General features: G+C 61.8%; 18 protein-coding genes. 13 read left to right on the forward strand and 5 right to left on the reverse strand.

From position 1 onward, the window contains the following. Window positions 1-8: 8 nt before the first annotated feature. Window positions 9-1,496, reverse strand: a complete 1,488-nt coding sequence (locus tag JSS27_04470) for a DUF1553 domain-containing protein (protein MBS0208189.1) — start codon at window positions 1,494-1,496, stop codon at window positions 9-11. A gap of 1,034 nt (window positions 1,497-2,530) precedes the next feature. Between JSS27_04470 and JSS27_04475 the strand changes: the two genes are divergently transcribed. Then, window positions 2,531-2,698 carry a hypothetical protein gene (locus JSS27_04475; GenBank protein MBS0208190.1) on the forward strand — a complete coding sequence of 56 codons (168 nt, stop codon included), beginning with the start codon at window positions 2,531-2,533 and terminating at the stop codon, window positions 2,696-2,698. 152 nt (window positions 2,699-2,850) lie between these two features. Here JSS27_04475 and JSS27_04480 read toward each other — a convergent pair whose 3' ends face one another. Then, window positions 2,851-3,750 (reverse strand): response regulator, encoded by a 900-nt coding sequence (locus tag JSS27_04480; GenBank protein MBS0208191.1) that lies wholly within the window; start codon window positions 3,748-3,750, stop codon window positions 2,851-2,853. A gap of 304 nt (window positions 3,751-4,054) precedes the next feature. Between JSS27_04480 and JSS27_04485 the strand changes: the two genes are divergently transcribed. The 11 genes from JSS27_04485 to JSS27_04535 all read left to right on the forward strand — a co-directional run bounded on the left by JSS27_04485 (window position 4,055) and on the right by JSS27_04535 (window position 19,860). Then, window positions 4,055-4,414: an STAS domain-containing protein gene (locus JSS27_04485; GenBank protein ID MBS0208192.1), complete on the forward strand. Its 360-nt coding sequence runs from the start codon at window positions 4,055-4,057 to the stop codon at window positions 4,412-4,414. Between the two features lie 55 nt (window positions 4,415-4,469). Beyond that, entirely contained in the window at window positions 4,470-5,639 is a 1,170-nt protein-coding gene (locus JSS27_04490) for a SpoIIE family protein phosphatase (protein ID MBS0208193.1), read from the forward strand. Between the two features lie 145 nt (window positions 5,640-5,784). Next, window positions 5,785-6,327 carry a chemotaxis protein CheW gene (locus tag JSS27_04495; protein ID MBS0208194.1) on the forward strand — a complete coding sequence of 181 codons (543 nt, stop codon included), beginning with the start codon at window positions 5,785-5,787 and terminating at the stop codon, window positions 6,325-6,327. Then, window positions 6,324-7,748 (forward strand): protein-glutamate O-methyltransferase CheR, encoded by a 1,425-nt coding sequence (locus JSS27_04500; GenBank protein MBS0208195.1) that lies wholly within the window; start codon window positions 6,324-6,326, stop codon window positions 7,746-7,748. The genes JSS27_04495 and JSS27_04500 overlap by 4 nt, the downstream gene beginning before the upstream one ends. Then, window positions 7,745-8,341 (forward strand): chemotaxis protein CheW, encoded by a 597-nt coding sequence (locus tag JSS27_04505; protein ID MBS0208196.1) that lies wholly within the window; start codon window positions 7,745-7,747, stop codon window positions 8,339-8,341. The genes JSS27_04500 and JSS27_04505 overlap by 4 nt, the downstream gene beginning before the upstream one ends. Before the next feature lie 125 nt (window positions 8,342-8,466). After that, a complete protein-coding gene (locus JSS27_04510; protein MBS0208197.1) occupies window positions 8,467-10,143 on the forward strand; it encodes a methyl-accepting chemotaxis protein in 1,677 nt (558 codons plus the stop codon). Beyond that, on the forward strand, window positions 10,140-12,719 hold the full coding sequence (locus tag JSS27_04515) for an Hpt domain-containing protein (GenBank protein MBS0208198.1): 2,580 nt from the start codon (window positions 10,140-10,142) through the stop codon (window positions 12,717-12,719). The genes JSS27_04510 and JSS27_04515 overlap by 4 nt, the downstream gene beginning before the upstream one ends. Window positions 12,720-12,770: 51 nt before the next feature. Then, a complete protein-coding gene (cheB, locus tag JSS27_04520; GenBank protein MBS0208199.1) occupies window positions 12,771-13,817 on the forward strand; it encodes a chemotaxis-specific protein-glutamate methyltransferase CheB in 1,047 nt (348 codons plus the stop codon). Beyond that, window positions 13,814-16,735: a response regulator gene (locus JSS27_04525; protein MBS0208200.1), complete on the forward strand. Its 2,922-nt coding sequence runs from the start codon at window positions 13,814-13,816 to the stop codon at window positions 16,733-16,735. The genes cheB and JSS27_04525 overlap by 4 nt, the downstream gene beginning before the upstream one ends. A 292-nt stretch (window positions 16,736-17,027) precedes the next feature. Next, on the forward strand, window positions 17,028-17,597 hold the full coding sequence (locus JSS27_04530) for a sigma-70 family RNA polymerase sigma factor (protein MBS0208201.1): 570 nt from the start codon (window positions 17,028-17,030) through the stop codon (window positions 17,595-17,597). A gap of 16 nt (window positions 17,598-17,613) precedes the next feature. Then, window positions 17,614-19,860 (forward strand): protein kinase, encoded by a 2,247-nt coding sequence (locus JSS27_04535; protein ID MBS0208202.1) that lies wholly within the window; start codon window positions 17,614-17,616, stop codon window positions 19,858-19,860. Window positions 19,861-19,893: 33 nt separating this feature from the next. On the opposite strand, the gene JSS27_04540 is transcribed toward JSS27_04535, so the two are convergent. After that, window positions 19,894-21,294 carry a c-type cytochrome gene (locus JSS27_04540; GenBank protein ID MBS0208203.1) on the reverse strand — a complete coding sequence of 467 codons (1,401 nt, stop codon included), beginning with the start codon at window positions 21,292-21,294 and terminating at the stop codon, window positions 19,894-19,896. A 216-nt stretch (window positions 21,295-21,510) separates the two neighbouring features. Here JSS27_04540 and JSS27_04545 point away from each other — a divergent pair, with 216 nt between their 5' ends. After that, window positions 21,511-22,293 (forward strand): SDR family oxidoreductase, encoded by a 783-nt coding sequence (locus JSS27_04545; protein ID MBS0208204.1) that lies wholly within the window; start codon window positions 21,511-21,513, stop codon window positions 22,291-22,293. A 46-nt stretch (window positions 22,294-22,339) separates the two neighbouring features. On the opposite strand, the gene JSS27_04550 is transcribed toward JSS27_04545, so the two are convergent. After that, the gene (locus JSS27_04550; GenBank protein ID MBS0208205.1) at window positions 22,340-24,409 is read right to left on the reverse strand and encodes an FAD-dependent oxidoreductase; all 2,070 of its coding nucleotides are present in this window, start codon (window positions 24,407-24,409) and stop codon (window positions 22,340-22,342) included. Window positions 24,410-24,528: 119 nt separating this feature from the next. After that, window positions 24,529-25,626 carry a beta-lactamase family protein gene (locus JSS27_04555; GenBank protein MBS0208206.1) on the reverse strand — a complete coding sequence of 366 codons (1,098 nt, stop codon included), beginning with the start codon at window positions 25,624-25,626 and terminating at the stop codon, window positions 24,529-24,531. Window positions 25,627-25,708: the final 82 nt, after the last annotated feature.

Below are 25,708 nucleotides of genomic sequence, written 5' to 3' on the forward strand. Positions count from 1 at the left end.
GTGGTGCGTTAGTGGTTCAGTTTGAACTCGGCGCTGTTCAACAAGGCCCAAAAGACGTCAGCCAAGGCTTCGCGCTCGTCCAACTGGCTGCTTAGGTAGGTTCTCATTTGTGCCGACTCGGCCTCAGTAGGCTGGCGCGACAGTGTCGCTAGATATAAAGTCTCGATCTTAGCGTTGAGATCGAGAAACGGCGCGTCGATAACCGCGGCCAGCGTCTTGCTTTCCGACGGCGACGTGACCGTCGAAGCCAACTGGCCGTTCATCACTGCCAGCGACTGCAAGATCGACGTCTCCATTTCGTTGGGACGCTCCAGGCTGCTGAACCTGGTCTTGATCGCGCCTCGGCTTTCCTCGCCACAGCCGGTGGCGACCGCCAGGCTGGCAAACAATTGCTCGGGTGTCAGGCCGCGCAGCACCATTCGGGCAAACAGCGCCGGCTCCTGTTGCGAAGAGTCCGTTTGACGGCTGGTTCGTTGATAGGCCTGGCTCGAAACGATTGCGCGGATCAGAAACTTCAGATCGTAGCCGCTGGCCACGAACGCCTGGGCCAGTTCGTCGAGCAACTCGGGATGGCTTGGCGCGCTGATTCCTCCCAAGTCATCGAGCGGATTCACCAGGCCTCGCCCGAAGAAATGCGCCCATAGACGATTTACCGCGGCACGGGCAAAGTAAGGATTGTCATCGGCCGTGATCCAATCGGCCAACGCGGCGCGCGGGCTTTGCCGCTGGGACCAGTCGGGCTCGGCCCCGTCGAGGAACCGGGCCTGCACCGTGCGCTCGGTGCCCACGATCATCAGCGAGCGTCGGTCCATCATCTCGGGGGCCGCGGCAAACGCATTGTCGGGACGCAGCCGCTGGACGCCGGCGAAAAAGCCAGCGAACTCCCAGAACTGTTCTTGTTTCCAGCGCGCGAACGGGTGGTTGTGACACTGGGCGCATTCCAAATTGACGCCTAGAAAGACACGCGACACGGCGGACGCCAATGTCTCGGGCTTGAGTTCATTGGCCTGGTAAAACGCCAACGGAGTCGCCACGATTTGCGTGGTCGAGTTCGACGCGATCCGATCTCCCAACGGCACGGTGAGAATCTCGCGGACCATCTGATCGTAAGGAGCATTCTCGCGCAGCCGCTGGGTGAGCCAGCTTTCCAGTTGCGATTCGACAAAGGCCATGTCCTGCGCCGTCGCTTGAGCGAGCAAGATGGCGCGCCACACATGTGCGAAGTTGCTGACATACTCGGGACTAGCCAAGCGGCGCTCGATAGCCACGCGGCGCTTGTCGGCGGAAGTATCGGCCAGGAAGGCGCGAACTTCCGAGACGTACGGAATTCGCCCTGTAAGATCGAGCGACAGCCGGCGCAAGAACTCGGCGTCGTCCGCTTGGGGCGCTGGCTTGACGTGGGCCTGGGCGATTCGTTCGTTGAGGCGCGCGTCGATTCGAGTTGCCAGCTTCTCGGTGCCCGCATCGGAGCCGGCTTCCCCCCCCGCGGAGACCATCGCCCCGCCAAGGCATGTACCCAAGGCAACGGCAAGCGCGGCAACTACCCTTGGTCTCCGTACTTGGGAAAAAACTTGCATCATCACGTAAAGAAAAAAATCGGTTCGGTTTCTGGCCATTGAATTCATCTGGGCAGCCGCCGTGCTCGCCCTGTCTGTGATCGCGACCCAACGGGCGTGAGGAAAACCTTCACTAGTGTAACCAAGATGCGAATCCCTGTTAAACACCAGGGACGACGAGACCAATCAGGGGCCAACGCCTGGCTTGCCCGGCGGGTTTTTTCGATGATCGACACGACGTCTTCCATCGCAGCGGCGGCAACCACACTGGGGACGGTTCCTGGCGAAGCTTGACACCCCGTCCCTGCGCGTACGGCAGCGTCAAAAAAGGTGTCCCCCGGCTCAACTCGCTTTCGGCGCCAATCTTGCCGCCGCTCTGTTCGACAATGCCCCACACCACGGCCAGCCCGAGCCTCGTTCGCACCGAGCGCAACTAAAAGGCCCCGATTCGTGAGCCAGCCTCTCCGGGCCATCGCTGGCAGATCACCTGACAAGCAGCTCAGGAATCGAATCAAAGGTGGAACCGCTTTCCGACTGCGGCGATCTTTTGCGGCCCCTCAACGTCGCGTTATCTGCGCCCAGGCTTATCCGCAACGATCCACCTCAACAAGTTTGCCAACACCATTCGGGGGGCGTCCCCGACCATGACAAGGCTAGTATTTCAGCATCACTCTGGAAAAAAATGCCAAGCGATAATCCAGCCGGGGCCGCGTGCGCCAATATGATGCCCATCAGGGGCTTGCGCCTTAATCTCTTCCCCGCCGAAACGCACGAAACTGGTATACCAAAACGCCAAGCTTCGACAACACGTCGAAATGGTGACAGACGCCGGCAATATTCTATGCGGAGCAAGGGTGCTACGCGGGCCAAACGCCCCGCGCGAGCTCCCCAGCCCCCAGGGGAGGGTGTTGGGCAGGGAACACTTTCAACAACTTCTGTTGAAGGGCCGAACACCCCTTATCGGAGTCAGGGCTATGGACCAAGCAGAAAAAGAAGCCACGCGGGCAGTCAAGGCGGCGGTGATCGAAATGGTCCGCCGTCGCGCCGAAACGGCGGGGCGTCTGGCCACGACCACGTTCGTTTCAAAAGGCACGGACACTCTCAATCGGAACACGTCCTGGCGCGCGTCGGCCCAGCGTTAGACCAACCAAGGCAGCAACCGTGAGCCAGCGGTTATGCAACGCAAGCCCGAGGGGGTAGCCAGCCGGGCAGAATCTTGCGCTGCGGCACGACAGGCGTAAACGAGCAATGCCAGGCATGAAGCCTGGCTTTTTTTGCCGCAACCTTTTTCGCGCTAGTTCCGCGAACTAGTCAACAGCTCGCGCCGCTTGACCATCGTGATCTCGTTGCCGCGCGAGTTGTAGCGCACCTCGTCCAGAAAGGTGCGAATCAAGAACAAGCCGCGGCCGCTCAGCTTCTCGAGGTTCGCTGACTCGGAAGGATCGGGCACGATGGCTGGATCAAAGCCGTCCCCTTCGTCGCGGACGGCGATCACCGTTTCGGTGCGCGAGACACGCGCCACCACGGTCACGCGCCGCTGGGCATAAGGCTCGATTTGTCGGCGTTCCGCCACCAGTTTATCGAATGCGTCGCCGCTCCCCTCGCGCAGTTCGGAACTCACCTGCAGATTGCCGTGATAGATGGCGTTGACCAGCGCCTCGTGGATGGCCACGCCCAGCCGCATGGCGGTATTGTCGCCGCATTGGTGAATTTCCATCACCATGTTTTGGATGTAATTGGTCAGCGCCGGCACGCTTTCCACTTCGTTGTCGAGCTGGAAAATGGCCTCGGCCTGCTGCAGATATTGCATCAACTGATCGGGATGACGCATCTGGGCCACGGCCAGCAAACCATTGACCGTGCGGAGCAGATCCTGGGCTAATCGACGCTTGGGCACATAGCTGGCCGCGCCGCGTTTGAGGGCCTCGACCGCGATGTCGTCGCTGCCAAATGCCGTCATCAAGACGACCGGAATCGATGGACATTGATGCCGCATGGCCTCGACGAGTTCCAGGCCATTCATCTCGGGCATCTGCAGATCGGTCAGCACCAGTTGCGGATTGCCATCGACGGCCTGCTGGAGCCCTTCGCGCCCGTTACAGGCCAACCCGACCTCGTGTCCGCCAATCTGCAGCAACGCCTGGATCAGGCGGGCTTGAGACTCGCTATCCTCCACGACCAGCAACTTGGCCATTGGACGTTTACTCCCGCAAGCGACTTCCAAGCACCCATCCCGAAACGGGATGATCGTACCCTATCCTGTGAACGGCCAAGCATTTCGGCTGATGCCAACGGCGACACCTTGCCGTAGTATTATAGATGGGAGTTGCCAACCCCCATTAGAGTGGTATCATGCGTGAATCACCTGGAGAATGCAAACGGTTTTCGGTCGGCAAATTGTCGACAAGCAAAGCCCGACCGACCACCACTACGCAAGTCGGGGGGGTAATCCTGCACGAGGTGTGCAGCGGGATTCGTACGAAACGGAGGCCACTGTTATGAACGCCTACGAACACTTCCAAGTCTGCCAGCAGGAGGGCGCGACGGTCATCGAACTAAGTGACGCCCACTTGCTGGACCGCGTCTGTCTGAACGAGTTGCGCGGCGAGTTGGAAGACTTCATCACGACCACTCAGCCGAACCCATTGGTGATCAGCTTTCGCAACGTGACACGCTTCGGGACCGAAGCGGTCAACGTCATGCTGTTCACCCACAAGCAGGTCGCCCACTACGGCGGCGAAATGCATCTAAGCGATATGGATCGCGACATTCGCGAAATCTTCTCCGTGCTGCGGTTGGAACGGACGGTGTTCAACATCGTCGATACTTCGACCGCACTGGGCTCGAGCTCTTGCTAGGCCAAGGCGGCTTTGGCCGGCGACGCTTTGGGGTGCTTGTGGCGGGTGACTGACGATGGCTGATTCGTTTCGCGTGCTGGTGGTCGAGGATAACCCGCTCGACGTTCGCGTCATTGCGGAGCACTTGGCTCGCAGTCGGTACGCCAGCTTCCAGGCCGAAATCGCCAACTCCGTCGTGACCGCGCTCGACAAGCTGAATAGCGACCGCTTCAGCGTCGTGTTGCTCGATCTATCGTTGGGCTCGACGATCGGTCTGGAAACCTTCCGGTTGATTCAGGGCGCGCACCCGCGAGTGCCCATCGTGATCCTGACGGGGACCAATCACGAAGAGACCGCGCTCGTGGCGATGCAAAACGGCGCGCAGGACTATCTGCTCAAGGACCGGATCAGCGCCGATTCGCTGGCCCGCGCGCTGCGCTATGCCATCGAGCGCCACAGTCGGCGCCAACTCGAAGATCGCATGCGCGAAACCAACGCCGAGTTACGAATCGCGCAACAAATCCAACATGCGCTCTTTCCACGCCAGGCGCCGCAACTCGCCGGTTTTGACCTGGCCGGCACCTGGCACCCGGCTCAGGCGACTTGCGGCGATTACTTCGACTTCTTCCCCATGGGGGATCGCCACCTGGGCATTGCCGTCGGCGATGTGTGTGGCCACGGCTTGGGACCGGGGCTGGTCATGGCCGAAACTCGGGCCGTGCTCCGCAGCCTGGCGCCGACGCACTTGGATGTCAGCGAGATCATGACGCTGGCCAATCGACTGCTGGCCCAGGACCTCGACGGACAACGGTTCGTGACCTTGTTCTTTGCCCGACTGAACCTCGACACCCGGGCGTTGAGCTACGCCGGGGCGGGGCATCGGGCCTATTTGATGCATGCCGCAGGGGACGTCGAGATGCTGGACAGCACCAGCATGCCCTTAGGGCTCGATACGACCGAAGACGTCGAATGCGTGACCGGACTGACGCTGATGCCGGAGGATCTGCTGCTGATTGTGACCGACGGCGTGGAAGAAGCGACCTCCCCCAGCGGTCACATGTTCGGCCGCGAAAGTCTACTGCAGTTGGTTCGCGGCTTCCGCCACGAACCGGCTCGGCGGATCGTCGACCATCTGGTCCACGAACACCTGCACAGCTTCATCAACAATTCAGCCCCCGACGACGACTTTACCGCCGTGGTGCTAAAGGTCGACCACGACAACCAAACTAACGGGAAAGCAAGTTAAGCGGAGCCAGCCGTCACACGAGTTGAAACCAGTGCCAAGAACACCGACTTCATTTCCGTACAGGACACGCGGATAATACATTAGTCGCTCGCCAACGCGCAACAATCCGGAGGCGCTTGACGCGACGTTTGCCGCGAGGTGTCGTGTGACGCACGCGACCATCTCTCATACCGTTGCCGCCGACATCGCACGACCCGCCCCAGGCCGCGCCTACCTGGTCTTCATCTTGGCAGGCCAGCGTTACGCCCTGCCTGCGTCGCATGTGCGCGAGGTGCTGGCGCTGCCCGAGCTGGCACGTCCGGCCGGCATGCCGCCGCTGTTGGCCGGCTATGTCCGCATCGGGGCCACCGTCATCCCCGTGCTCAGTCTGGCACGTTTGCTTGGCGTGGCCGATACGGAGCTAGGCCTGTTCACACCCTTGTTGATACTGAACGTGCCCGATCGCCCGTTGACGCTGCTCGTTGATCAGGCCGACGAGATCGTTAGCCTCACCCCCGGCCAACTGACGCCGATCAATCGCGAGCAGAGCTTCAATGACTGCTCGATCGCGGTGGCGAGCGTCAAGGAACGCACGGTGATTATTCTCGATCCGGAACGGCTGCTGAGCGAACAGGAATCGCGGCGGCTGGCCGAATTGGATGCACTTGCCCGCGAACGCATGACCACCCTGTCGGATGAGTCGTCATGAATGCCGTCACCGCGCTGGATATTTGCGCCGATCCCGACTTCGAGCAATTGAAGCGGCAGGTTATCCATCTGACCGGGCTAGCCTATTACCTGGGGCGCGACGACGAGTTGTCGATCAAACTAGCCAACCGCATGACCGACGTCGGCGTGCAACGCTGTGGCGACTACCTGCGGCTAATCTCCGAGACCAATGCCGAGACCGAAGTGGCCGGGATGGCGGCCGAGCTGACCATTGGCGAGACCAGCTTCTTTCGGCACTTCGAAGCATTTGAAGCGCTGCGCCGCGAGGTAATTCCCGACTTGATCCAACGCAATCGCGGGCAGCGCCGGCTGCGCATCTGGAGCGCCGGCTGTGCGACCGGCGCCGAGCCCTACTCGATCGCCATCATGCTGCGGCGCGAGTTTGCCGACGAACTGTCGGGCTGGGACGTCTCAATCCAAGGGACCGACATCAACCAGCGCTACCTGTCCCAGGCGCGCGAAGGGTTTTTCAGCGACTGGTTTTTTCGCACCGCCCCCGCCGACCTGAAGAGCGCTTGCTTCCATCAACGCGGCTCGAGTTGGGTGATCAACCCGGAGTATCGCCGTGGCGTGTCGTTCAAGTACCACAATCTGGCGCGCCACCCGTTCCCTTCGCCACTGCACGATCTGTTTGGGTTTGATCTGGTTTTGTGCCGGAACGTGATGATCTATTTCGATCAGTCGATGGTTCGCCGACTGCTCAAGCAATTCCACGATTCGCTGGTCGACACGGGCTGGCTGCTGGTCGGGCACGCCGAGCCAAACGTCGAAATGTTCCAGGACTTTACGGCGTTCAACTTTCCCGGCGCGGTCCTGTATCGCAAGCGGTCGGGCGATTACGCACCGGTCGGGCCGACGCAGGTGCCCGTCCCCGTTCCGCTGACCTGGACACCAGCCACAAGTTTCTCGCCAATTCGGCCGCCAAGCCCAGCTTCGGCGACGAGTTCGCCCCGCCGTCGTTCCGCCAAACAGGGCGATCCGTCGCCCGTGCGGCCAACGGTGGCCTGTCAACTCAAACTGATTCGCGAACAGCTTAACTTGGGTCAATTGGACGCCGCCCACGACGCCTGTCGCCGGCTGACGAAGAGCGACCGCTTGAATCCGCTGGTCCACTTCTACGACGCCCTCGTCGCCGAGCAACTCGGCCATCACACCGAAAAGGAACACGCGCTGCGCCGGGCCATTTACCTGGACCGCGGCTTCGTGCTGGCACACTACTACCTGGGCATGACCCTGCAAAAGAAACGCGAGCGGCGTCCCGCCGAGCGGGCGTTTCAAAATGTCCTGTCGCTCCTGAATCAGCGCGACAAGGACGAAACGATCGACAACGCCGACGGCCTGACCGTGGATGCCCTCAGGCAACTGACGGAGATGCACCTGAAAGTGCTGCAAGCCATATGAACGGCAAATATCGCATCGACTGGACTTCCGTGCGCACGCGATTGAACGAGGTCCAGCGGGCCACTGAACAAGGTGGCGCCGCCCAGACCGAGCGTTTCGCGCAGGTGTTGCGTGAGCGCGCGCGACAGCTTGCCGCGCGGTCGGGCGATGCGCACGTGATTGCGGCATCGACGCCGTTTCTGGTCTGCAAGCTGGGCGTGGAAAAGATTGGCTGGCCCCTGTCGGCGGTCGCTGAAGTGGTCACGTGCCGCGGACTGCGCCCATTGCCCGGCTCGGGCCCGAACGTGCGCGGGTTGATTAACGTGCGAGGGGAAGTTGTCGCCGTGATTGACCTGGCCAATTTGCTCGCGCTGCCAGAACAGAAAGAGCTCGCCGATGGGCCTGTGCTTTTGGCTCGTTGGAACAAGCGGTTGATCGGGTTGTTGGTCGACGCCGCGGAACGGACCACGCTCGTCGACCTGGCTGCGATCTTGCCGTTCAGTTCGCTGGAGGGCGGCCCATCGTTTCGCTTCGCCTGGGGACGCACGAACGCGGGCCTGACATTGATCGATCACGCTAAGCTGCTCGCCACCATTGCCAGCGACGCCGCATGACACACGAACGAAGAGCACCACGACGAGTGGCTTGTTTCAGACAACCTGACACACCGAAGGCCCGGGCCACGATTGGCGGCCGGCTTTCCATGACGAAGCACTGTGATCCTTGAGGGGGGACAACCATGACGAACCGGATGTGGTCGAAATGGAACACGATGTCGGTGTCGCGCAAGCTGACCGTGATTCCACTGCTATTCATTGCGGCAATTGCCGGGGTGCTGGCTTACAACGTGAAGGCGCTGAATGACATGCAGACTGACGGCTTCCTCATTCACATGGCCGCCCGACAGCGCATGCTCCTCCACCGACAGATGACCCAAGCTCTGCTGATCACGCATGGGTATGAACATCCCAAACCAATGCCGGCCAAGCCTGATCGCGACCGCTATCTGGCACTGACGCGGAATGCCGACTATTTGGCCACTCGGCAACTGGCGATGGACACTCTGGAGGGCATGCTTGCGGGCACCCATATCTTTGAGATGCAATCTGGTGCTTTCCGCGACGTGCCTAGTCCTTACAGCGAAGAGCTCCGTGCCAAGCTGATTGCCTCGCGGACGGCCTTCATCAACTACTTCGACCAATCGGACAAGTTCATGAAGTTGTCGCCGAGCGATCCGGGTTATGCCAAGGCGCTGGAAGACTTGCTCGATACCTGTGACAAAACCGCCACGCTGGTGCGCGGGGCGGCTGTCCAGACGTCCACCGACATGCAAACGCGAATTAGAAATATGATCGTTCGCCAGGCGATCCTTTGTTCGGTGGCGACGTTGCTCGCCTTGGTGGCGGGCTGGTTGATTACGCGCGGCCTTGCCAATCGTCTGGGCCAGGTCGTTGGCCTGGCCGCCGAGATCGGGCAAGGCAACCTCGCCGTGAAGCAGTTGCACGTTGACTCCGCCGACGAGGTAGGAGAGCTGGGGCAGACCTTCAATCAGATGATCGTCGCCTTGCGCGAGCTCACCAGCAGCACCAAGCAGGCGGCCGAGAATCTGAAATCGGCGTCAACCGAGATTCTGGCTTCGACCCAGGAACAAGCCGCCAGTTCAAAAGAACAGGCGGCCACGATCCAGCAGATTTCGACCACCATGGAACAAGTCCGCCAGTCGGGCACCCAGATCACCGAACGGGCGCAGAACGTCGCCACCTCGGCCGAGGCGACGTCGGCCATTTCGCTGCAAGGGCTTTCGGCCGTGCAGGAGACGACGCGGACGATGGAGTCGATTCGCGAACAGATCGAGGAAACCGCCGAAACAATTGTCGCCCTCAGCGAAAAGACTCAACTGATCGGCGAAATCATCACCACGGTCAACGAACTGGCCGAGCGTTCACACTTGCTGTCGCTTAACGCCGCCATCGAGGCGGCCGCCGCCGGCGAACAGGGGAACCGCTTTTCGGTGGTCGCCAGCGAAATGAAAAACCTGGCCGACCAGGCCAAGGAATCGACCGTGCAAGTCAGGCAGGTCTTGAACGAAATCCAAAAGGGGATTCATGGCTCGGTGATGCTCACCGAAGAGGCCGTCCGCCGCTCCGAGGCGGGCAAGCATCAGTCCGAGATCACCGAGCAGACGATCCGCCGCATGACCGACACGACCCAAGAAAGCATTCACGCCTTCCAGCAGATCATCGGCGCGACCGGCCAGCAACAAATCGGCTTCGAGCAAGTGACCCAGGGCATGCATGAAATCCGCCAGGCGGCCACCCAGACCGCCGCCAGCACCACGCAGTTGGAAAAAGCGGTCAAGCATCTCGACTTGCAGGGAACCCAACTGCGTGATGCCGTCGAAAGGTATCAGTTGTGAGCGATATCAACCAACAACTGATCGAGGCTTTTCAAATCGAAGGCGCCGAGCACCTGGCGACCATTCGCGCCAGCCTGGCTGCCTGGCCCAACGATCGCGTGCCTCCTAATATCGACGACGTTTTCCGCCGCGCGCACAGTCTGAAAGGGGCCGCGCGAATCGTGGGCATGGCGCCGGTCCAGGAGTTGGCGCACCGGCTCGAAGACCTCTTTGCCGGCATTCGCGACGCCACGCTGACACCAGCCGCCGAAGTCCAGACCGTGATTCATGCCGCGCTCGACCTGATTGAAGACACGATCGGGAACTTGCTGCTGGCACAGCCAGCGGCCGACACCGCCGAAATGCTGCGCCAACTCGACAGCTTGGTTCGCGGCGAAGGGCACTGCAAAGTCAACACCAACGGCGACGACCGGCACCGGCGCCTGTTGCGCGAGGCGTTTCAGGAGGAGTATCCGGTCCATCTCGAGACCATGCGCCGCGCCACCGAGCAGGCATTGAGCGATGCCAACGGCGCGCGCTTTGACCACGAAGTGATCATTCGCTGTGCGAACAGCCTGGCGGGAGCGGCACACCTGGTTGGCGCGACGACCGTCGAGTCGATCGCCCACGAATTGGAGATGTCGGTCGTCAACCTCAATGGCGACGACACACACGTCGACCCCGCGCTGGTCCAACGGGTCATTCGCCAACTCGCCGCGATCGAGGCCGAAGCGGCCCAATATCGCTTGGACGACGAAGCTCCGCCCTCGTCCGTCGTGGCGGCTCCCCTTTCGGTGGGACCGATCGCACAGGAGACGACTCCCGCTCCGGCAATGTCGGACAAGTTCCCAGTCACGCCGGGCATTGATACCTTGCGGCTCAGCGCGGAAAGCCTTGACCGCCTGCTTGAATCGGCCGGTCAGTTGTTGACCGAGAACCTGCATCAGGACTTCCTGGGCCAGGAACTACACGGCATCGCCCAGCAGCTTGCCTCGGTCGAGCGTCAATGGCTGGTCTTGTCGCGGGCCGATGGCCGACACAGTCGCCGACATCTGTTGCGCGACGAGGAAGATCGCACGATCCTGTTACAACACGAAATCCGCGCCCTGGCGCGTCGGCTGCGCGCCATCAGGATTCACCAACAGCAATCGACCTGGTCGGTCAAGGCGTTGGCCACGCAGTTGCACCGCGACATCCAGCAAGCCCGGATGGTTGCGGCCGAGAGCGAATTTCACGGCTTCCGCAAGATGATGCGCGATCTGGCCCGCGATCAGCGGAAACAGGTGGAGTTCCTGACGACGGGCCTCGAAGTGCGCGCCGATCGCATGGTGCTGCAAACGATCAAAGACCCGCTGATGCACATCTTGCGTAACGCGATTTGCCACGGCATTGAATCACCCGATCAACGGCAAGCAGTCGGCAAGCGCCCCGTCGGCGCTGTCTCGCTCGACCTGCGCATCAGCGGCAACCAGTTGATGATCACAGTGACGGACGACGGCCGTGGGGTCGACTTGAACCAGATTGCGCGGCTGGCCGTTCGCCAAGGTCTGATCTCGCAAAACGACCCGCAACTCCGGCGGCCGGCCGAGTTGCTGCGCGTGTTGTTGCTACCAGGCTTCTCGACGTCTCGCAATGTCGACGATCTGGCCGGCCGGGGCATGGGCCTGTCCGCCGTGGCCGAGGCGGTGTCACGCTTGCAAGGCTCGCTCGAAATCATTCCCGCCGAACCGGCCGGCCTGTCGCTGGTCATCACAGTCCCACTGTCGATCGCCACGCATCAATTATTGCTGTTCCGCGCTGGCGAGACCGTGTTGGCGCTGCCGGCGTTTGGAGTGACGGGACTGCTGCGATTGAAGCCCGATGATCTGATTCACGTGGAAGGAAAACCAATGGTCGCGACCGGTGGCCAGTTGGTTCATCTGGCGATGCTCGACGAGTTGCTAGCCAGCGGTTCCGCAATCAGCGTGGGCAGTGACGGCGCCTGGTCGGCGGTGCTGGTGCGGGTTGGCGCGCAGCGAATGGCCATCGTGGTTGACGCGATCATGGCCGAGCGCAAGGCGCTGATCAAACCGCTCGGCCCGCCGGTCGATCGGTCGCCACTGTATCTGGGCGCCATCGTCCTGGAAGATGGCGCGGTGGCGCCGGTCCTGAACCCGGCTGAACTCGTCAAGCGCTTCAAACCAACTCACTTGCGGGTCGCTGAAACGCCACGACCGGCGGCGCCCCAGCGCGACGTGCCGACCATCCTGGTGGTCGACGATTCGTTCACCACCCGCACTTTGGAAACCGGCATCCTTGAAACGAATGGCTATCGGGTGCGGGTGGCTGTCGATGGGATCGAAGCACTGTCGCAATTGCGCGCCCATCCAATCGACCTGGTCATCTCCGATATCCAGATGCCTCGGCTCGACGGCTTTGGGTTGCTGGAACAAATGAAGCGGGACGCGCACCTGGCCAAGATTCCGATCATTATCGTGTCGTCAGTCGACCGCACCGAGGAACAACGTCGTGGGCTCGACCTGGGGGCCGACGCCTACATCGTCAAGCAACGGTTCGATCACCAAGAACTGCTGAACACCATCCGACAAATTATCTAGCCCAGTCTGACACTGGCCCGGACCATGACACCCAAACGGCGCGTTCGCGTAATGATCGTCGAAGACTCGCCGGTGGCGCGCGCCTATTTGCAGCATCTGATCCGCCAGGATGCTCGCTTGGAAGTGGCGGCCAGCTTTGCAAGCGGCGAAGCAGCCATCGAGCACTTGCCGCAAGTCGCTCCGGACGTGATCTCGATGGACATTCGACTGCCAGGCATGAACGGCTTTGAGGTCACTCGGCGCGTGATGCGCGAACATCCCACCCCCATCGTGGTCGTCTCGGCCAGTATCGAATCGGAGGATTTGCGAATCTCGATGAACGCCCTGCGGGCCGGCGCGCTGGCCGTCGTCGAAAAACCGGCCGGGCCCGATCATCGTGACAGCCAAGTGATGGCCGCGCGGCTGTGCGACCAACTGGCGCTGATGAGCGAAGTAAAAGTGATTCGCCAGCGACTCAGCGGATCGCCGGCAATCTTAGCGCGCAACGGCGCGAGCGCAACGCGCCCAACTCGCGAACCTTTGCCGGCCAGCCTCGTGGGTATTGTCGCTTCGACCGGCGGGCCAGCGGCGTTACAGACCGTTTTGTCCGCGCTGGGCCCACATTTCCCCGTGCCGATCGTGCTGGTCCAGCATATTGCCCCCGGCTTTGTCGAAGGCTTTAGCAGTTGGCTGAACAGCGTCTTGCCGCTCGAAGTGCGGCTGGCGCGCGATGGCGAGCTGCCCACGCCGGAAACCGTGTACGTCGCGCCGGCCAATCACCACCTGGTGGTTCAGCACGCGCGCCTGCGGCTACTCGGCGAGCCAGCGACGCACCTGCACCTTCCCTCGGGCACGATTCTCTTTCAATCGCTGGCGCGGAATGTCGGCTCGTCGGCGGTTGGCGTGTTACTGACCGGCATGGGGGACGACGGCGCCGAGGGGCTGAAGGCCATGTACGACGCCGGCTGTCACACGATCGCCGAGGATGAATCGACAGCGGTTGTCTATGGCATGCCGGCCGTGGCCGTGAAACTGAACGCGGTTCGCGAAAGCTTGCCGCTGCCTGAAATCGGCACACGCATCCAACAACTTGCGCTCGCCGGAAGGGAACGCCGATGACCCCACGCATTTACCACATTTTGCTGATCGAGGACTCGCGGACCCAGGCCGTCGAGTTGACGTACGTGCTGCAAAAGGAAGGCTGGGAAGTCCAATGGGCGGCCACGGCGCAAGATGCGCTGGCGGCGATCGGTCGGCGCGCGCCCGACTTGATTGTGATGGATTACTATTTGCCCGGCATGCGCGGCGACGAGCTGTGCCGTCGCATTCGGATGAACATCGACACGCGCAATATCCCGATTCTGATGTTGACCACGGCCGCCGGCCAGCAAGCCGAAATTCAAGGGCTGGAAAGCGGCGCCGACGATTTCGTGGTCAAGCACGCCGATGCCGACGTGCTGCTGGCCCGGATTCGCACCTTGCTTGCCAAGTCCAAGGAATCGCCCAGCATCCTCCACCCCGTCGAGCAGGCGTTGCAGTCGGCGCGGATACTGACCATCGACGATAGCGCGACCTATCAGGAATACCTGCGCGAAGAATTGACTAAGGAAGGTTATCGCATCGAAAGCGCTGCGGGCGGGGCCGAAGGGTTGGCGCTACTCGATCAGGAACGCTTCGATTGCGTCCTAGTCGACCTGGTCATGCCCGTAATGAACGGCATTGAGGTCTGCGGCAAGATCAACGAGCTGCGACTGGCGCGTGAAGACACGGTTGCGGTCCTGATGCTGACTGGGCGAGAGAACAAAGAGGATCTGACGCGCGCCTTCGAGGCCGGCGCTGACGATTTCGTGGGCAAATCGAGTGACATGGCGGTGCTGAAGAGTCGCATTCGCGCGCTGCTGCGGCGCAAGGCTTTCCAGGAGGAAAACCAGCGGATCGTCGCCGAGCTGAAGAACAAAGAAATCGAAATGCTGCGTGCCCAGACCGCCAAGGAAGCCGCCGAAGCCCGCGCCGCCCTGGTCGGCGAATTGCAGCGCACCGCCGACGAGTTGCGCATCTCGCAGGTCGAACTGCGCTCGGCCAAGGACGCCGCCGAAGCGGCCAATCGGGCCAAGAGCGCGTTCCTGGCCAACATGAGCCACGAAATCCGCACTCCCATGAACGGCATCATCGGCATGACTGAGTTGGCGCTCCACACCGAGTTGACGGCCGACCAGCACGAGTACTTGTCCACCGTAAAACAATCGGCCGAGTCGCTCCTCAGGCTGCTAAACGACATTTTGGACTTCTCGAAGATCGAAGCCGGAAAGCTCGGTCTCGAGTCGATTACATTCAGTCTGCGCGACTGCCTGGGAGATGCGGTTCGCACGTTGGCCATCGCCGCCCATGCCAAGCAACTTGAGCTCGCTTGCCACGTGCCACCCGACGTGCCCGACGCGCTGGTCGGCGACCCCGGCCGGCTGCGGCAGATCGTGGTCAATCTGGTCGGCAATGCCATCAAGTTCACCACCGCCGGCGAGGTCGTGGTCGATGTGTTGTCGTCCCAGGCCCAAGACCAGCAGCTCGAACTGCACCTCGTCGTGCATGACACCGGCATTGGCATTCCACCCGAGAAGCAACAAGTGATTTTCGACGCCTTTAGCCAGGCCGACTCCTCAACCACGCGGCACTTCGGCGGCACCGGCCTGGGGCTGGCCATCTCGGGCCGCCTGGCGGGAATGATGGGAGGAAGAATCTGGGTGGAAAGCGAGGTGGGCCGCGGCAGTGATTTCCATTTGACCGCGCGATTCGGCCTGGCCAACGAGCCGATCACTCACTTTCACCTCGACGCCGCCGCCCTGCGCGGCACCGAGGTGCTGGTGGTCGACGACAATCAAACCAATCGCCGCATCCTGGAAGAAATGCTCGGCAGTTGGGGCATGGCGCCCGTCATGGCCGAAAGTGGCACCGCCGCGCTCGCCTACCTGAGACAGGCCGCCCAGGCTGGTCACCCCTTTTCACTGATGCTCGTCGACTGCCTAATGCCGCAGATGGACGGGTTCCATCTGGCCGAGCAAATCAATCGAGAACCGCTGTTGGCCGGCACGACCATGCTCATGCTTTCGTCGTCCGGGCATCCCGATGACGCCACCCAGTGCCAATCGCTCGGCATCGTCCGCTGCTTGACTAAACCCATCAAGGAATCTGAATTGTTCGATGCCATCGCGCGCGCCTTTGACAGCCAGCGTACGAGTCGGGCGGCGGCACAGGTTCCCGCGATCAAGCCGGCCGCGACGCCGTTGCGCGTGCTGCTGGCCGAAGATAGCCTGGTTAATCAGAAGGTCGCCACTGGCCTGCTGGCCATGCGTGGACACCAGGTCACGATCGCCAACAACGGCCGCGAGGCGGTCGAGGCGCTCGAACGCGAGACGTTTGACGTCGTATTGATGGACGTTCAAATGCCCGAGATGGACGGGTTGGAAGCCACGCAACTGATTCGCCAACGGGAACAAGGCACCGAGCGCCACGTGCCGATCGTTGCCATGACGGCCCATGCCATGAAAGGTGACCGGGATCGCTTTTTGAGCGTTGGCATGGACTCGTACGTGTCAAAGCCGATCGAAGCCGAGGCACTGTTCGCCACGATCGAGCGCTACGGTGACATGCGTCTGTCACCCACCCCTGAAAAACGCCGTCCCGCCGCGCTCGACTGGGACCAAGCCCTGCACTTCATGCACGATCGCCACGACTTGCTCGTGGAAATCGCCCAATTATTCTTACAGGAGTGCCCGAAATTGATCGGGGAGATTCACGAAGCGATCTCTCATAAAGACTCGATTCGACTTCGCCGCGCTGCCCACACGCTGAAGAGTTCGGCGGCCATCTTCGCCGCCAGGCCGACCATGGAGGCGGCCTTGAAGCTCGAACAACTGGGCCAGCGCGGCTCGATTAGCGAGGCGATCGAGGCCTGTGACGCCCTGGAACAGCAGGCCAGTCTGCTGATTCCATCGATTGCCGAACATTTAAACGAAATTGATTCCATGAACCACGGACAATGAAGGTTTGGGAGCTTGTGGGTGTTTTCACAAAGTCCGAATCGAGTATTGCTTCCTGAGTTGCAGACATCGTTAACAAAGACAGACGATGAATGCCCAAACTTTGATCCAACGAGCGCGCACTCAAGCAATTATTTCAAGCGTGAATTCAAAGGTTGCATCCCAAACGGGTTGTCGGTAGCCTACGAAGTGTCTCTAGTGGTGTGTACAGCCAAGCGGGGGCCAAGATCCTGTGACACACGTTGACGATCGAACTAATTCCGGCGCAGGCGAATCAGGTTCGACTTCCACCAACATGCTGCGCGGCATGCGCGCGTACGATCCACTGCAGTGGAAGCGGATGGTCGGCGCCTTTGCGCCGTTGATCTACCGCTGGTGCATTCGCGCCGGAGCGCGCCCGGACGACGCGCCCGACATCGTGCAGGAGGTGTTTCGCGTGGTGGCGGCGAGAATCGACGACTTCAACAAGACGAGCGACGGCAGCTTTCATGGCTGGTTGTTGATGATCACTCGCAACAAGCTGGGCGACACCTTTCGCCGCAGCAAATCCGAACCCACGGCAATCGGCGGTTCCGATTTTCTCAATCGGGTGCATTTGATTCCCGACGAGCGTTCCGATCCGCTGGTCAGCGCCAACGACGGCCTGGCGGATATCTACCAAGGCATTCTCGCGCTGATTGGCGAAGAGTTCTCCGAAAAGACCTGGCAGGCGTTCTGGCTCACCGCCGTCGAGGGACGCTATCCGGCGGATGTGGCGCAAGAGTTGGGCATGAGCGTCAATTCGGTCTACCTGGCCAAAGGGCGCGTGCTGCGCCGCTTGCGCGAAGAGATCGAGCCGCCACCAGGCCGCGGCGCCAAGCCTTGAATACCGCCGAGGAGCCATGGGCAATCACGAACCCATCGACGCCTGTGCCACTCGCGAAGTCTTGCTCGAGTTTGCCTCGGGCGTCTTGGCTGACGATCGTGCCGAGCGGATCGCGGCGCACCTCGAACATTGCGACTCGTGCGCCGAAGCGCTCGGCGCGCTCGATCTGACATCCGATCCGATGCTGGCGGCGCTACGCCAGATTGCCGGCCGCGGAACCGCGCGCGGCGAAGCGCCCGAGATGCTCGTCAGTCTAATCTTGGCCACGGTGCCAGTCCCGCTGGCCGCCAATGACGCGCGGGCGCGATCGTTGCTTTTGCCGGCCGACACCCTGCAGGATGACGACCAATCGTTGCCGTCAACCGAGCCCTCGGACCACCAACGCCAGCACGGTTCGCGTGAGAGCTTGTTGGAACTCGAAGAGACGATCGACTGCTACCAGCTCATCAGCCTGCTGGGCGAAGGCGGGATGGGCACGGTCTACAAAGCCCGGCACTTGCACCTGAACTCCATTGTCGCCGTCAAATTGCTGTCGCCTCACCGCCTGCGCAGCCCCCACGCCGTGGCGCGGTTCCACCGCGAGATGCAAGCCATCGGCCGGCTCGATCACCCCAATATCGTGGGCGCGCGCGACGCCGGCCGGGCCGACGACGTCGACTTCCTGGTCATGGATTACGTCGACGGTGTCGACTTGAAGACCCTGGCGCGGCAAATCGGCGCTTTCCCCATGACCGAAGCTTGCGAGATCATCCGCCAGGCGGCCTGCGGCTTGCAACATGCCCACGAGCATGGCCTGGTTCACCGCGATCTGACCCCGGCCAATCTGATGCTGACGAGTCATGGCCAGGTCAAGATTCTCGATCTCGGGCTGTCGATGCTGACGCTTGATGAGGATGAAACCCTGAGCACCAGCGAAGTGACTTTGGGAACCGTCGATTACATGGCGCCCGAGCAAATCCGCAATAGCCACGACGCCAGTCCTTCGTCCGACTTGTACAGCTTGGGCTGCACGTTGTATCGGCTGCTGCTGGGACAATCACCTTACTCGGGTCCGCGCTACAATTCGATTGCCAAGAAGTTGCTGGGACACGTGCAAGCCCCGGTGCCCCACCTGATTGACTTCTTGCCCACCATTCCCCCGGTGCTCGACAAGATTGTCCATCGGCTGATGGCCAAGGCGCCGCGAGATCGGTTTCAGTCGGCGGCCGAATTGGCCGCGGCGCTCGCGCCGTTTGCCGCCGGTTATGACTTCAAGCGCCTTACCGCCGCGACCGTGGCGCTGCCTCCCAAGGCGGTTCCGCGCGGCGCCTGGATTCGTGTCGGCAAACAGATCGCTCTGACCGTCTCGCTGATGTTGCTTGGTTGCGCCGTGACACTGGCCATCCAGTACCTGGGTCGGCGGCAAGTGGAACCTTCGTCCGAAAATCTCCCGGCTAACCCTTCGCCACTCGATCCTCATAGCCAGCCGTCACAGCGTGACGTCGCCAAAAGGCTCCTAGCGTTGGGCGCGCGGCTGGTCGTTTACAACGACCTTCACAAAGAGGTGGAAGTCGACAACGTGTCCAACTTGCCCGACGCCCCCTTTAAGGTCTTCAAAGTGGTGCTCAGCCACAACGAGAAAGTCACGGACGCCGATCTGGATGACCGGTTCGTTTTCAGCAACATGAGGTCGCTCAATCTGAATTTTACCCGCATCTCGGACGCTGGCGTGGCCCATCTGACCAACATGTCGTCGTTGGGTTCGCTGTCGCTGGACGGAACTCGGGTTACCGACGCAGGACTTCAAGCGATTGCCACGGACGTGAGCCTGCACCACCTGACTCTGGGCTGGACTCCCATCTCGGACGAGGGGCTTGGCTCCCTGAAATCACTTAAGCATCTGTCCACGCTGGCCCTCAACCACAGTCCGATCAGCGGGCAGGGCCTGGCCAAACTGGGCGAAATGCCCGAATTGACAATGCTTTATCTGAGCGGCATCAACATTCGGGACGACGAACTTGCCGTCCTGAAACAATTCCCAAACCTGCAGTCCCTGCACCTGGACCAGACCGACATCTCGGACGCCGGCGTGACGTGGCTGATCACCTATCCCAAGCTCCACACGCTGGCCGTCCGGGGCACGCGCATTACCGACGCGGGGCTCGAGCAATTGCAAGCGCTGCCCTACTTGCGGCAACTCTGCATCTCCCACGAGCAATACTCCGCCGCCGCGATCAAGCGTTTCACGGACGCGCGGCCTGACTGTTCGCTGAAGCAAAAATAGTCGCCGCGAGTAGCCCTCGCAGCCGTGGCGCGCTCAGAGCGTCTTCAAGTACTCAAGCACCGCGCGCTTCTCGGCTTCGGTCAAGGCATCGGGAAATCGATGCCCGGCGGCGCTCTTGCCCAAGTCTTCGGTATTGTACCACCGTCGGCGGCGCGACGGAGGCGACGATTCCGCGTCGGGCAGTTCGCCGGCTTCGACCACCTTTAACCCGACACGCTCCTGGTCATATTCGGTGGGCGAGCGCTTCCAGACCGCCGGGCGCTGGTCCGCGCGCAACACGTGCCACAACGTGGGAACCGAGCCATTGTGAAAGTACGGGGCCGTCGCCCACACCCCGTCAAGCGGCGGCGCTACATAACCGATCGGCTTGACGACCGTGGTCACCTTGGCGTCCTGGGCAAACCAACTTTCCGAGTACCGCTGCCGCCCTTCGCCCGCCAAGGCGTCGAACCGCACCCGATCGGTTCCCAACTCGTCGATCGACACGCACCGCTCGGGATAGTTCCCCTCTTCGCCGTACGTGCCGTGGCACTCGGCACACACCCGATTGAACGCGGCCCTCCCCTGCTCGGCCAACCCGCGATCGATTGGCCACGGATACTTCGGCGGCTCGATCGTTTCGATCCAGGCTAGAATCTGCGCATAATCCCCTTCCCAGGCGCGGAAGTGCTCGGCCTTGTTCCGGGGAATCAGCAAGAACTGCATCAGCGCCCGGGCTGTCTTGGGCGCAAAGCCATCGATGTACATTCGCTGCTTGCGCTTCAAGTGCCACCAGGCCGGCGCGTCCATGTCGTGATGCGGCAAGCTCGGCGGAATCCGCCGTTCGACCAGCTTCAACTCCGCATCGCGATAACCCAGCAGCAGCTTGCCGAACACCACGGCATTGGTCGTCCCCACCGAGCTGCCCAGGGGAACAATCGTCAGCCCCTTGTCCATGTGTGACAGGGTTTTCCCCAGCCGCAACTTGGTCGCGCGCACGTCCTCGATGAACGATTGCAGATCCAAGTGGGCGTTCGGCAAGCCGGGAATGTACTGTCCGTTGACCGCGCCCCCGTGACAGACCAGACAGTGCATCGCCCAGCCGGTGTGGGCGGGTTGCTGATCGGCCGGCGGCACGCGCGCGTATTGAGCAAAGCTGACGGTCGCGTCCTCGGCCCGCAAAGGTTCGCTGGCGTACAAACCATAGCGCGCCAACGTCAGACGTCGCCGCTCGGCTAGCGTGGCGTTTTCGGCCGCGCGACGATCATCATCATCACTCCACGTTTGCCAAAGCTGATCGAACACTTCCTGGTCGAAGTCGCTCGGCAAATAGGCCTTGGTCGTCAGCAACCGATAGCCGGGGTGATCGCTCGCGACCGATTGCGCCTGGGCCGTCGAACATGCGCCGGCAATCGCAACCAGGCACGCCAGCCACCACACTTTCCCGCACCTCATCGCCCCTGATCTCCGCGGCCAATCCTTGATGACTCCGAAGCCTTGAGTGTATCGCGTGATCCGCGCGCTGGCAATTCAATGCTTGTGGGGGAGACGACGCGCGCCGTGGTTCGATTTGCGTAGCCCCCGGCTGTACACTAGCTAGCGACTGCGTGCCGCGGTGACCGTGGTGCGCACCCGCCCTCCTTCTCACCACCTTGTCAGGCAGTTACGCACATGAGCATCTTCGACCGCTTTCGACTCGACGGCAAACGACTGTTCATCACCGGCGGCAGCCGCGGCCTGGGGCGAGAAATGGCGCTGGCCATCGCCGACGCCGGGGCCGACGTGATCCTGGTCGGTCGCGAAGCGAGCAGCCTGGAAAAAACCGCCCTCGACATTCGCCAATTGGGCCGGCAAGCGTTCGTGCTGCAGGGGGACATCGGCCAGCCCGCCGAATGCGAAGCCATTTGCCAGCGCGCTCTCGACGAGTTCGGCCCGATTCACATCCTGATCAACAACGTCGGCGGGCGCGTGGTGCCGACGCCGACCATCGAGCTGCCGACCGAAACCTGGCTCGAGTTGATGGACCTGAACCTGACCAGCGTATTCATCTGCACCAAACTGATCGGCGGCGAAATGGTGCGGCGCGGCCAGGGGGGTCGCGTGATCAACATCGCCTCGATCTCGGGGATGATCGCCAACAAGGGGATCGGCGGACGCAGCTACGAGACCGCCAAGGCGGCAGTCATCCACTTTACCCGGGCCACCGCGGTCGATTGGGCCCCGCATCGTGTAACGGTCAACGCGATCTGTCCCGGCGGTTTCATGACCGAGCCGAACGTCCGCTGGTCCCAGGAAAAGCCCGAGGTGATCGCCGGCTTTCGCGCCGAGATCCCGCTGGGCGATTTTGGCCAGCCCGAGGATCTGGGGCCGCTGGCGGTCTATCTGGCGAGCGACGCCTCGCGCTACATGACCGGCGCGGCACTGGTAATCGACGGCGGGTATACGCTGCTGTGACGCGGCATTGCTGTCGAGCACGCGCCGATCAAATCCTCGTCCCGCGCTACGGCAACGGCAACAACTGTACGGCATCGACAATCACGTGGCCATCGGTGCCCGTCGTTTCGATCGCTAGCTTGTAAGGTGCTCCGGCAGTAAACGGCAGCACGCCGAGTTTGTGGAACCGGCCGTCGATCTCTGGGGCTTGCCGCTGGTTCACGGTGTAACGGTGTTCGCCATCATCCGCCATTACGGTCACTGGCACATTGGTGGCCCGGTTGGCGAGCGCCGTATAGCTGATGCGAACCTCGTACCGACCCGATTGCTTGATCGGCAAGGCAAAGACCAGCCGTTTCGTCCCCTTGTCGGCGTTTTCATCGTGAAGGTACCCGCTGCCAACGTAGCCTGGCACGGTTCGCCCTTCGGCCCACGTGCCGACGGATTTCGCCTTGTCGTCGTCGAGCACCATGCCCGGGAGCGACGCCGCCGACACGCCGCGATAAGGCTTGGGGCCGGTCCAATCAAGAATTTGCTGATCGGCCAGCAACCGCTCGCGCAATTTTGAATAATCAATCTGCTGGAGGTCGCAGCTTGATTCGATGGCCTGCACCGCCGCCGACGCGGCCGACTGTCCCAGCACCATAAAAACCGGCTCCATGCGGATCGAGCCATAGGCAATATGCGAGGCCGACAAGCAGACTGGCGCCAACAGGTTGCCGCACTCGCCTTGCTGGGGGACGATCGCGCGATAGCTGATGCTGTACGGGGGAAAGCCACCAACCTGCACGTCCCCTTCGTTCAGGGCGAAGCCATCGCGGACATTGCGCTGGACGTTGTGCGAGTCCATTGTATAGGCCGCCAGGCCGACCGAGTCGTCCACCGTGCGGTCACCGCGGCAGTGATGCTCGGTCATCACCAGCGCGCCGATCATGCGTCGCGCCTCGCGAACGTATAACTGGTGGGGCCAGTGGTGGTTGTCGACGAATTCGTCCTTCGACAAGCCCCATTGGTTGACCTGGTCGTGAATGCGCTGCGGCACGCGCGGATCGTTGGCCAAGAAGTAGCACCAACCTTGCTGATACTGCTCGTGCTCTTGCCAAATCCGTTCGCGCGTGGCGTAGTCGCCGTCGGGATAGTCGTAGTTCATCCCGATGTTGTCCGACGAGAAGGCTCCGTTGTTGTTCGTGTCGGTCTTGCGATTCGGCATCGGCGTGGGCGACCCCAGGCCGTCCCATTGCCCGGCCAGGATCGCCCGCAGCGCCAGTTCATAGCGCAGGGGGTCATAACCCGCCGGCTGGGGGAACGGCACGCGGTTAGGTTCGGCGTCGGTCAGGCACATGCGAAAGTTATAGGCCTGGACCCGGTGATCGCCGGTGCCATGCTCGCCCGGCCCGCCAGCCTGGACGCCCGGCAACAGACCGCTCGCCGGATCGCCTGGTTTGACGAACGGATCGACCTGTACTTTGAACTGGTGATGTTTCTGCCCCAACTGCACGCCGTTCAGCGTTTCGTCATACACCGAGTTGGCTTCGCGCCCCACGTGGTAGCGGACGCCGGCCTTGGCCATCAGATCCCCTTCGTAGCTGGCGTCGATGAACATCTTGGCGGTGAACTTCCGGCCGCTTTCCATCGTGATCGACACAATTCGATTGCCGCGTTTGGTGACGCCCGATTTCAGGTCCAGCCGCTCGCCGTGAATCACCGGCACGGCCAGTTCCTCGAGCATCTCGCGGTAAATCCGCTCGGCCACGCGAGGCTCGAACGTCCACATCGTGTCTTCGTTCAGGTCAAAGCCGCCGCGTTTGCGCGCGCCGTATTGTTTGAACGTTTCCTGCTTCCAGACCGCCGGCTGGTTGTAATAGGCGCGGATGCGGCGATAGAAATCTCGCGCCAGCCCGCCGATCGCTTTCTTGTTGCCGATGTCGGTGGCTCCCAGTCCGCCGGAAGTGAGCCCCCCCAGGTGTTTGCCCGGTTCGACGATCACGACCGACTTTCCTTGCTTGGCCACTTGAATCGCGGCCGTGATCCCGCCACTGGTGCCGCCGTAGACAAGCACGTCGTGCGCCGCAGGTTCGTCGGCGCGCACCACGCCGGCAATGGTGACCGCGATCAAGGCCCAGGCCGTAGCGCGCATGACAACTCTCCTGCAAAAAAACTCGGCAGCGAACACAGACTGCCTGCGATTGTCGTTGGAAAGTGCACTCGTGGCAAGTTAGCGGGGGCCGCAACTGACAACGGACATCAGACAACCTGTCACTTCGCCGCCAGCGCTACTTGGGCCGCGGCAAGTTCCCTCGGGTGCGGCTTAACGGCCCGGCCAGGCAACGAGGTTAGCACGACGCAAATCGTCTGGCTCGTCGGATCGGCCCACGCCAACGTGCCCGTCGAGCCCGTATGGCCAAACGTCCGCTCCGAACAGCCCGGGCTGCCGGCCGCCGCGCCGACCACAAATCCCAACCCGCGCGCCGTCTGGCCCGGTGGGTTGTGATTCATGGTCATCAGCCGCGCCGTCTCGGGACGCACGACCTTGCCTTGCTGCAAGAGAAACTCCGTCAGAAATCTGGCGACGTCCCCTGCCGAGCAATGAGTTCCCCCCCAGGGGGCGCCAAGTTTGCGCCAGTACGCGCTGTTCCAATCCCAGTCCTTGGCGCCGGGATCACCAGCGCCGGCCTCGGGGGCGGCAAACTCGGTCTGCACAGGCACCAACTGTTCCAACGCGAAGCGACCGAGCCCTTGCGCCGAGTGTTGCATCCCGAGCGGCTGGAACACGGTTCGATCGACCAGACTCAGAATATCGGTCCCGCTCAGCAACTCGGCCACGCGCGCCGCCAGCAGGATGCCCATGCTGGAGTATTGGTAGCGCGACCCTGGCGTGAATTCGAGCGGCGTGCGAATGGCCTGGGCCACGAACTCGCCCAGCGGTGCGTGCCGCCGGCGCAGCGCGTCATTATCGCGCAATTGATCGGGCAACCCCGACACGTGCGTCAACAAGTGTTGCATCGTCACCGTCTCACGCCCATCGCCCCTGAACTCCGGGATGAACTTTTTCAGCGGATCCGCCAGCTTGAACTCGTCTCGATCAAAGAATGTCATCAGCGACGTCATCGCGATCGGCTTGGAAATCGAACCCAGCAAGAACATGGCGCGCTCGCCCGCGGCTTTGCCAAACGCGCGCGTGAACGACTCGTTTCGCCGTGAAACGTGAAGCGCCGCTGCCGCCACTTGCCCCGAGGCCGTCGCGCGATTCAACACATCGACGGCATCGTCGAGCCGGGCCCGCTGCAACGCCGCCAACAACGGACTCCCCAGGGTCGAGACAACTCCGAACTTGAGCAGCGTGCGTCGATTCATGGTGCGTTCACCCTGGTGGCGTGGATGATGGGCAGGCACATTGAGGCATTTTGCCTATTACTCGGGCTTACGCAACGCGCTT

The organism is Planctomycetota bacterium (assembly GCA_018242585.1).
GTDB lineage: Bacteria > Planctomycetota > Planctomycetia > Pirellulales > PNKZ01 > JAFEBQ01.

Bases quoted from the DNA above. Each gene is read 5' to 3' on its own strand.
- JSS27_04470 (MBS0208189.1), bottom strand. From the start codon at position 1,496: ATGGTCTCCGCGGGGGGGGAAGCCGGCTCCGATGCGGGCACCGAGAAG.
- JSS27_04475 (MBS0208190.1), top strand. From the start codon at position 2,531: ATGGACCAAGCAGAAAAAGAAGCCACGCGGGCAGTCAAGGCGGCGGTG.
- JSS27_04480 (MBS0208191.1), bottom strand. From the start codon at position 3,750: ATGGCCAAGTTGCTGGTCGTGGAGGATAGCGAGTCTCAAGCCCGCCTG.
- JSS27_04485 (MBS0208192.1), top strand. From the start codon at position 4,055: ATGAACGCCTACGAACACTTCCAAGTCTGCCAGCAGGAGGGCGCGACG.
- JSS27_04490 (MBS0208193.1), top strand. From the start codon at position 4,470: ATGGCTGATTCGTTTCGCGTGCTGGTGGTCGAGGATAACCCGCTCGAC.
- JSS27_04500 (MBS0208195.1), top strand. From the start codon at position 6,324: ATGAATGCCGTCACCGCGCTGGATATTTGCGCCGATCCCGACTTCGAG.
- JSS27_04505 (MBS0208196.1), top strand. From the start codon at position 7,745: ATGAACGGCAAATATCGCATCGACTGGACTTCCGTGCGCACGCGATTG.
- JSS27_04510 (MBS0208197.1), top strand. From the start codon at position 8,467: ATGACGAACCGGATGTGGTCGAAATGGAACACGATGTCGGTGTCGCGC.
- cheB (MBS0208199.1), top strand. From the start codon at position 12,771: ATGATCGTCGAAGACTCGCCGGTGGCGCGCGCCTATTTGCAGCATCTG.
- JSS27_04525 (MBS0208200.1), top strand. From the start codon at position 13,814: ATGACCCCACGCATTTACCACATTTTGCTGATCGAGGACTCGCGGACC.
- JSS27_04530 (MBS0208201.1), top strand. From the start codon at position 17,028: ATGCTGCGCGGCATGCGCGCGTACGATCCACTGCAGTGGAAGCGGATG.
- JSS27_04535 (MBS0208202.1), top strand. From the start codon at position 17,614: ATGGGCAATCACGAACCCATCGACGCCTGTGCCACTCGCGAAGTCTTG.
- JSS27_04540 (MBS0208203.1), bottom strand. From the start codon at position 21,294: ATGAGGTGCGGGAAAGTGTGGTGGCTGGCGTGCCTGGTTGCGATTGCC.
- JSS27_04545 (MBS0208204.1), top strand. From the start codon at position 21,511: ATGAGCATCTTCGACCGCTTTCGACTCGACGGCAAACGACTGTTCATC.
- JSS27_04550 (MBS0208205.1), bottom strand. From the start codon at position 24,409: ATGCGCGCTACGGCCTGGGCCTTGATCGCGGTCACCATTGCCGGCGTG.
- JSS27_04555 (MBS0208206.1), bottom strand. From the start codon at position 25,626: ATGAATCGACGCACGCTGCTCAAGTTCGGAGTTGTCTCGACCCTGGGG.